General features: G+C 69.0%; 7 protein-coding genes. 6 read left to right on the forward strand and 1 reads right to left on the reverse strand.

The window, feature by feature from the left end:
• Positions 1-226: 226 nt before the first annotated feature.
• From D7V77_RS39220 to D7V77_RS39235, 4 genes are all read left to right on the forward strand, one after another.
• Entirely contained in the window at positions 227-1423 is a 1197-nt protein-coding gene (locus D7V77_RS39220; protein ID WP_120581321.1) for an acetyl-CoA C-acetyltransferase, read from the forward strand.
• A gap of 56 nt (positions 1424-1479) precedes the next feature.
• Positions 1480-1695 carry a hypothetical protein gene (locus D7V77_RS39225; RefSeq protein ID WP_014399195.1) on the forward strand — a complete coding sequence of 72 codons (216 nt, stop codon included), beginning with the start codon at positions 1480-1482 and terminating at the stop codon, positions 1693-1695.
• Between the two features lie 184 nt (positions 1696-1879).
• Entirely contained in the window at positions 1880-2077 is a 198-nt protein-coding gene (locus tag D7V77_RS39230) for a hypothetical protein (RefSeq protein ID WP_120581322.1), read from the forward strand.
• Positions 2078-2209: 132 nt separating this feature from the next.
• The gene (locus tag D7V77_RS39235) at positions 2210-2941 is read left to right on the forward strand and encodes a rhomboid family intramembrane serine protease (protein WP_120581323.1); all 732 of its coding nucleotides are present in this window, start codon (positions 2210-2212) and stop codon (positions 2939-2941) included.
• A gap of 21 nt (positions 2942-2962) precedes the next feature.
• Here D7V77_RS39235 and D7V77_RS39240 read toward each other — a convergent pair whose 3' ends face one another.
• Positions 2963-4603 (reverse strand): sigma-54-dependent Fis family transcriptional regulator, encoded by a 1641-nt coding sequence (locus tag D7V77_RS39240; protein WP_120581324.1) that lies wholly within the window; start codon positions 4601-4603, stop codon positions 2963-2965.
• Positions 4604-4748: 145 nt separating this feature from the next.
• Between D7V77_RS39240 and D7V77_RS39245 the strand changes: the two genes are divergently transcribed.
• Entirely contained in the window at positions 4749-5624 is an 876-nt protein-coding gene (locus D7V77_RS39245; RefSeq protein ID WP_120581325.1) for a dioxygenase, read from the forward strand.
• Positions 5625-5658: 34 nt separating this feature from the next.
• Positions 5659-6288 (forward strand): YceI family protein, encoded by a 630-nt coding sequence (locus tag D7V77_RS39250; RefSeq protein ID WP_120581326.1) that lies wholly within the window; start codon positions 5659-5661, stop codon positions 6286-6288.
• Positions 6289-6517: the final 229 nt, after the last annotated feature.

Genomic DNA, 6517 nt, shown 5'->3' on the forward strand with positions numbered 1-6517 from the left:
CACCTGGGAGGGGCGGGTCCAGGCGGCCAGGGCCTGGTACCAGGGCCTGGGGCGCAAGGAAATCCGCCGCCAGAACCTCCAGGGCCTGTTGTGGACGGCCATCGCGCTTGCCATCGTCGCCAGCGCCTTCCTGGGACGGCGCGCGGGCTGACGGCCCCCTGGACGCTTTTTCCGCGTCACGTCGTGCGTGCACCGCGCGCCCCGGAAGAGTAGGGAGACGAGCACCATGAAGAGCGTGTCCAAGAACGAGGAAATCTACTTCCTGTCCGGCAAGCGCACCCCGTTCGGTACCTACGGCGGCAGCCTCAAGGACCTGAGCGCCACCGACCTGGCCGTGGAGTCCGCGAAGGCGGCCCTGGCCCAGGCGGGCGTCTCCCCGGAGCTCATCGAGCATGTCGTCTACGGCAACGTCGTCCAGACGAGCTCGGACGCCATCTACCTGCCGCGCCACGTGGGCCTGCGCACGGGCGTGCCGGTGCCGGTGCCCGCGCTGGGCGTCAACCGGCTGTGCGGCTCCGGCTTCCAGGCCTTCGTCACGGCCGCGGAGATGATGCTGACGGGCGGCGCGGAGGCCGTCCTCGCGGGCGGCACGGAGTCCATGAGCCAGGCGCCCCACGTCATCCGCGGCGCGCGCTGGGGCATCCCCCTGGGCAAGGGCGGCCTGGAGGACATGCTCTGGACGGCCCTCACGGACAGCTACACCGGCCAGGCCATGGCGCTCACCGCCGAGCAGCTGGCGGTGGACTACGGCCTCACGCAGGACGACGTGGACCAGTACGCCGTCCTCACCCAGAAGCGCTTCGCCGCGGCGCAGGAGGCGGGCCGGCTGGCGGATGAAATCGCGCCGGTGACGCTCAAGGGCAAGAAGGGCGACACGGTGGTTTCCAAGGACGAGCACAACCGTCCGGAGACCACGGTGGAGGGGCTGCGCAAGCTGCCCAAGGTGTTCAAGAAGGACGGCGTGGTGCACGCGGGCGCGGCCAGCGGCATCTGCGACGGCGCGGGCTCCATGGTGATGGCCACGCGCGGGTTCGTGGAGAAGCACGGCCTCAAGCCCGTGGCGCGGCTCGTCAACTGGGGCGTGTCCGGCTGCGACCCGAAAATCATGGGCATTGGCCCCGCGCCGGCCATCCGCAACCTGCTCCAGCGCGCGGACGCGAAGCTGTCGGACGTGGACCTCTTCGAGGTCAACGAGGCCTTCGCGCCCCAGTACCTGGCGGTGGAGAAGGAGCTGGGCCTGCCACGCGACGCCACCAACGTCAACGGCGGCGCCATCGCCGTGGGCCACCCGCTGGGCGCCTCCGGGGCCCGCATCACCATGACGCTGGCGTACGAGCTGAAGCGCCGGGGCGCCCGCTATGGTATCGGGTCCGCCTGCATCGGTGGCGGCCAGGGCATCGCGGTGCTGGTCGAGGCGCTCTAGGAGCGCACGTGGCGACGGGGTACGGGGCAGACGACATCCGGACGGGACGTGGTGAGATGAGCAACGAGGTGGACGCGAAGACGGCCCGCGAGCGGGCCAAGGCCATCGCCGAGCAGCGCCGTGCCGAGCGCCGCAACCGCAAGCGCCGTTGCGTGGTGTGCGGTGTGGAGGAGAGCGACAAGACGCCCCTGACGGCCCACCCGGAGGGCATCGGTCCCGCCTGCAAGGATGAAGTCACCTGTCAGGCCCGGCGCGCCGCCGCCGGTCGCTGAAAGCCGGGGCCATGCGCCCACGCTCCCTGCCGCACTGTCGGCGGGTGGACGGAGGGCGGGCCCCCCTCCCCGATGGACTCCCCGAGGGGGGAGGCGGCTCCCAGGCCGGATTGTCGGGCCCGTTTCTTGATGGCGCCCCCGACTCGGGGTAAACATTTGTAATCTCTGGTGACACGAGGGTGGAATGGCCGTTATCAGCTTCACGGGAGTCAAGGTGTTCTCCACCACGCTCGCGCGCGATCGCGAGAACATGGGTGAGAACATCACCAAGTGGCTGAAGGAGAACTCCGCCGTGGAGATCGTGGACAAGATCGTCACGCAGTCCTCGGACAAGGAGTTTCACTGTCTGACCATCACGCTCTTCTACCGCCACAAGGTCTAGCGGCCCGGCAGGTACAGCGAAGGCGTGGGATGCGAGGGCGCTTCTCCCTGGTGACACCAGGGTGGGGCGCCCTTCATCGTTTCTGGATTTGGGGTTGCGGACCGGGCGGGGTTCCACCACCTTTGGGCCTCTATGCGACCCATGCGGGGCTTCAATCGAGGCGGCGGCGGTTTCGGCGACATGTTCCCGAGCCTGGATTCGATGGCCGCCAAGCTTGCCATCGCGTTCGTGGGCATCTCCGCCCTGTTCCTGGCGACCTCACGCGGACAGGGCGGGCTGCTGCTGCTCAACCCGGCGGACGTGATTCTGCGCTTCCGCGTCTGGGAGCTGGTCACCTACGCCTTCGTGGCCACGGGCCCGCTGGGCATCCTCTTCGGCGGCCTCATCATCTGGTCCATCGGTGGCTTCCTGGAGTCCACCTGGGGCGGCAAGCGGCTCTTGCTGGTCGCGGTGGGCATCCCGTTCGTCGCGGGCCTCATCACCACGGCGCTGGCCCTGGTGATGCCCATGAGCGTCTACGCGGGCGGCTCCGTGATGACGGCGGTGATGTGGGTGGCGTACGGGCTCGTCATCGGCAAGGGGCAGGCGAACTTCTGGGGCATCCCGCTGACGGGCAACTGGTTCGCGGCCATTGGCGCGGGCTTCACGGTGCTGAACATGCTGACCGCGGGCTCCTGGCGCGCGGTGGCGCCGGAGATCTTCGGCCTGGTGCTGGTGTTCGTGTACGTGCGCGGCGCGAGCCCCAAGCGGCTGATGCTCCAGTTGCAGCACTGGCGCCTGCAGCGGCAGCTGCGCGACCGCTCCAAGCACCTGCGCGTGGTGGACCGCGACCGCCCGTCGGACCGCGACCAGTTCCTCAACTGAAGGCCTGAAGGCCGCGCGCCTTCAGTGCGCGGCCTCCGGGTGGCCGTACTGCTTGAGCTTCCGGTAGAGCGTGGCCACGCCGATGTCCAACTGCTCCGCGGTGCGTGAGCGGTTGCCGCCGTTCTGCGCCAGCACCGCGAGGATGTATTCCTTCTCCATGTCCTCCAGCCGGCGCGGGTTGCCGGTGGGGACCAGGCTGGGCGGCGCGGCGCGCACCTCTTCCGGCAAGTCGTCGCGCTCCATTCGCGGGCCTTCGCTCAGCGCCACCGCGCGCTCGACGGCGTTGCCCAGCTCGCGCACGTTGCCCGGCCAGGTGTAGCGCAGCAGTTGATCCGCCGCGTCCGGGGCCAGGCCATTCACGCGGCGGCCCAGCCTCTCGCCGGTCTCCGCCAGCAGCAGCCGCGCCAGGGGGAGGATGTCCTCACGGCGTTCGCGCAGGGGCGGGATGCGCAGCTCGATGACGCGCAGCCGGTAGAAGAGGTCCTGGCGGAAGCGGCCCAGGCGGACCTCCTCGGCCAGCTCGCGGTTGGTGGCGGCCACCACGCGCACGTCCACCTTGCGGCTGGTGTTCTCCCCCACGCGGCGCACCTCGCGCTCCTGGAGGGCGCGCAGGAGCTTGGCCTGCATGGCGGGAGGCACCTCGCCCACTTCATCCAGGAAGAGGGTGCCGCCGTGCGCCGCTTCGAAGAGGCCGGGCCGGTCGTGCGTGGCGCCGGTGAAGGCGCCCTTCGCGTGGCCGAACAGCTCGCTCTCCAGGAGGCTCTCCGTCACCGCGGCGCAGTTCACGGCGATGAAGGCCTTGTGCGCGCGGCCGGACTCGTCGTGGATGAGCCGGGCGATTCTCTCCTTGCCCACGCCGCTCTCGCCGGTGACGAGCACCGTGGTGTCCACCTTGGCGGACCTGCGCGCCAGGTTGAGCACGCGCTGCATGGCCTCCGAGCGCGCCACCATGCCCGTCGGGTCCTCCGTCACGCCGGACACGCGCGCCAGCGACTGACGCTTCGCGCGCAGCTTGCGCTCCGCCTGCCGCAGCGCCTCCGTCACCTGCCCGAGCACGCCCTCCATGCACTGCGTTTCATAGAAGCGCAGGAACTCCGTGCACTCGGCGCTCCACTCCGCCTCCGGGCGGCCCACGATGTGGCAGAACGCGTCGCCCTTGCCCACGCACTTGAGTTCCGCGCAGTAGATGGGCTTGTTGTTGCAGTAGCTCAGGTAGCCGGACGCGAAGCCGGTGAGGCTCCAGCACACGGGCTCCTCGGCCTGGCCCAGGTGGAGCAGGTGCTGCTCGGCCTCATAGGAGTCGCTCCACTGCGCTTCCGCGAAGGGCTCCGGTCCGTCCTTGTCCGTGCGCTCGATGCGCTCCACGCGCACCTGGCCCATCAGCGTGTGCAGCCGGCCACCCGAGCGGCGCCACTCCGCTTCATCCGTCCACGGCACCGCGGTCTTCATCGCCTCCGCCGTGCGCCAGCCGTGCGCGTAGCCCAGCCGCGTGAAGATGCCGCGCGCGGCCGTCATCCCCAGCATCCCGATGAGCTCCTTGCGCAGGAGGCCCAGCGCCACCGGATCCATCAACAGCGCCCGCTGCCCGGCGAAGCGGATGACTCCGCCCTTCGGCTCGAGCGCCAGGAGCTCCTTCAAGTCCAAACCTTCCAGACCCGCCACGACGTCTCTCCCAGGTGTTTCAGTCTGAGGTGCATCTCTATCAATCTGAGAGTCGTTTCACAGCGCTGGAATGGGATGTCGAGCAATTATCAGTGGTTGTCGTGTCGGCTGCGTTGGTCCTGGTGTTGCAGTACAAGCCGCCACGATGCCTACCGGGGTGGACAGACGCGAGGTGCTGCAGGGCGTGGCGGCCGCCGGGGTGGCGGGAGTGATGGGGCCTGGGCCCTCGGTCGTCCGGCAGGTGGCGCCGGCGCTGTTCGTCTCGCACGGCTCGCCGATGACGGCGCTGGACGCGGACGAATATCCCCAGGCGCTCAAGCGCTTTGGGGATGGCGTGGGCGCGGTGAAGGCGCTGGTGGTGGTGTCCGCGCACTGGGAGACGGACGCGCGCGTGCACGTCACTGCGATGGCCGCTCCGCCGCTCGTCTACGACTTCTACGGCTTCCCGGAGGAGATGTACCGGCTGCGCTACGCACCGCCCGGCGCCCCTGCGCTGGCCGAGGACGTGGTGGCGCGACTGGCCGCGGCGGGTGTGCCCGCGGTGGCGGATGGCGAGCGCGGTCTGGATCACGGCGTCTGGGTGCCTCTGCGGCATGCGTTCCCGGAGGCGCGCGTGCCCGTGTTGCAGGTGGCGCTGCCGGCGGACGCGACGCCCGCGCAGGTGGCGCGCATGGGCGAGGCGCTGCGTCCTTTGCGCTCGGAGGGCGTGCTGCTCATGGGCAGCGGCGGAGTGGTGCACAACCTGCGCCGGGTGAATTTCAGATCCAAGCTGGCGTCCGTTGAACCATGGGCCGCCGAGTTCGACGCGTGGGTCGCCGGAAAACTTGCCGCACGTGACTTCCTTGGGCTTCAGTCATGGATGGATGCACCGAATGCGCGGGTTGCGCATCCATCTGCCGAGCATTGGTTGCCCATTTATTTCGTCCTCGGAGCTGCCCTCCCCGAGGACCGCATCACCCCGGTGTTCGAGGGCTTCCATCACGGAACCTTGTCCATGCGCAGCTTCGCGCTGCGCGCCTGAACCTCGCAGTCCGCAACCTCAAGGAGTCCACACCATGAAGATGTCGCTCAAGTCCGTCATCACGCTGGTCGCCGTCGCCGCCCCCTCGTTTGCCTTCGCGTCCGCGTGGGAGATCGACTCGTCGCACTCCAGCGCGCAGTTCGCCGTGAAGCACATGATGGTGTCCAACGTGCGTGGCACGTTCAGCAACGTGAAGGGCAACGTCAACCTGGATGACAAGGACATCACCAAGTCCACCATCGAGGCGACCCTCGACGCGACCACCATCAACACCAACGAGCCCAAGCGCGACGAGCACCTGAAGAGCCCTGACTTCTTCGACACGGCGAAGTTCCCCACCATCACCTTCAAGTCCACGAAGGTGGCGAAGGCCGGCAAGGACAAGCTGAACGTCACGGGCGACCTGACGATGCACGGCGTGACCAAGCCCGTGACGCTGGCCGTGGAAGGCCCGACGGCGGAGACGAAGGACGCCTGGGGCAACGTGCGCCGCGGCGCCGTGGCGACCACGAAGATCAAGCGCAGCGACTTCGGCCTGACCTGGAACAAGGCGCTGGAGGCTGGCGGCGTGGCGGTGGGTGACGAGGTGACCATCACCCTGGACCTGGAGACCACGAAGAAGCCGGACGCGGCGGCGGCCCCGACGGCCACGGACAAGAAGTAGTCTTCGTCCCGGTCTTGAAATGAAGAGAGGGGCCTCGGGTGACCGGGGCCCCTCTTTTTTGTGCGTGGTGGGGGCGGGCGGTGCCGCCCCCAGGGGTGACGCTCAGGGCGTGAGAAGAAATGAGCCTTCCGACTCGTCGAACCAGCCTTGCGCTATGGCGAGCAGGAGGTTGTGGGCGACGAGTGCGAGCAACCACGCGGCTTCGGCTCGCTTGCGACCTCGTACGTGA

It is taken from the genome of Corallococcus sp. CA041A (genome assembly GCF_003612075.1).
Lineage (GTDB): Bacteria > Myxococcota > Myxococcia > Myxococcales > Myxococcaceae > Corallococcus > Corallococcus exiguus.

Excerpts from the sequence above, each read along its gene's own strand:
- D7V77_RS39220 (WP_120581321.1), top strand. The coding sequence starts at position 227 with ATGAAGAGCGTGTCCAAGAACGAGGAAATCTACTTCCTGTCCGGCAAG.
- D7V77_RS39225 (WP_014399195.1), top strand. The coding sequence starts at position 1,480 with ATGAGCAACGAGGTGGACGCGAAGACGGCCCGCGAGCGGGCCAAGGCC.
- D7V77_RS39230 (WP_120581322.1), top strand. The coding sequence starts at position 1,880 with ATGGCCGTTATCAGCTTCACGGGAGTCAAGGTGTTCTCCACCACGCTC.
- D7V77_RS39235 (WP_120581323.1), top strand. The coding sequence starts at position 2,210 with ATGCGACCCATGCGGGGCTTCAATCGAGGCGGCGGCGGTTTCGGCGAC.
- D7V77_RS39245 (WP_120581325.1), top strand. The coding sequence starts at position 4,749 with ATGCCTACCGGGGTGGACAGACGCGAGGTGCTGCAGGGCGTGGCGGCC.
- D7V77_RS39250 (WP_120581326.1), top strand. The coding sequence starts at position 5,659 with ATGAAGATGTCGCTCAAGTCCGTCATCACGCTGGTCGCCGTCGCCGCC.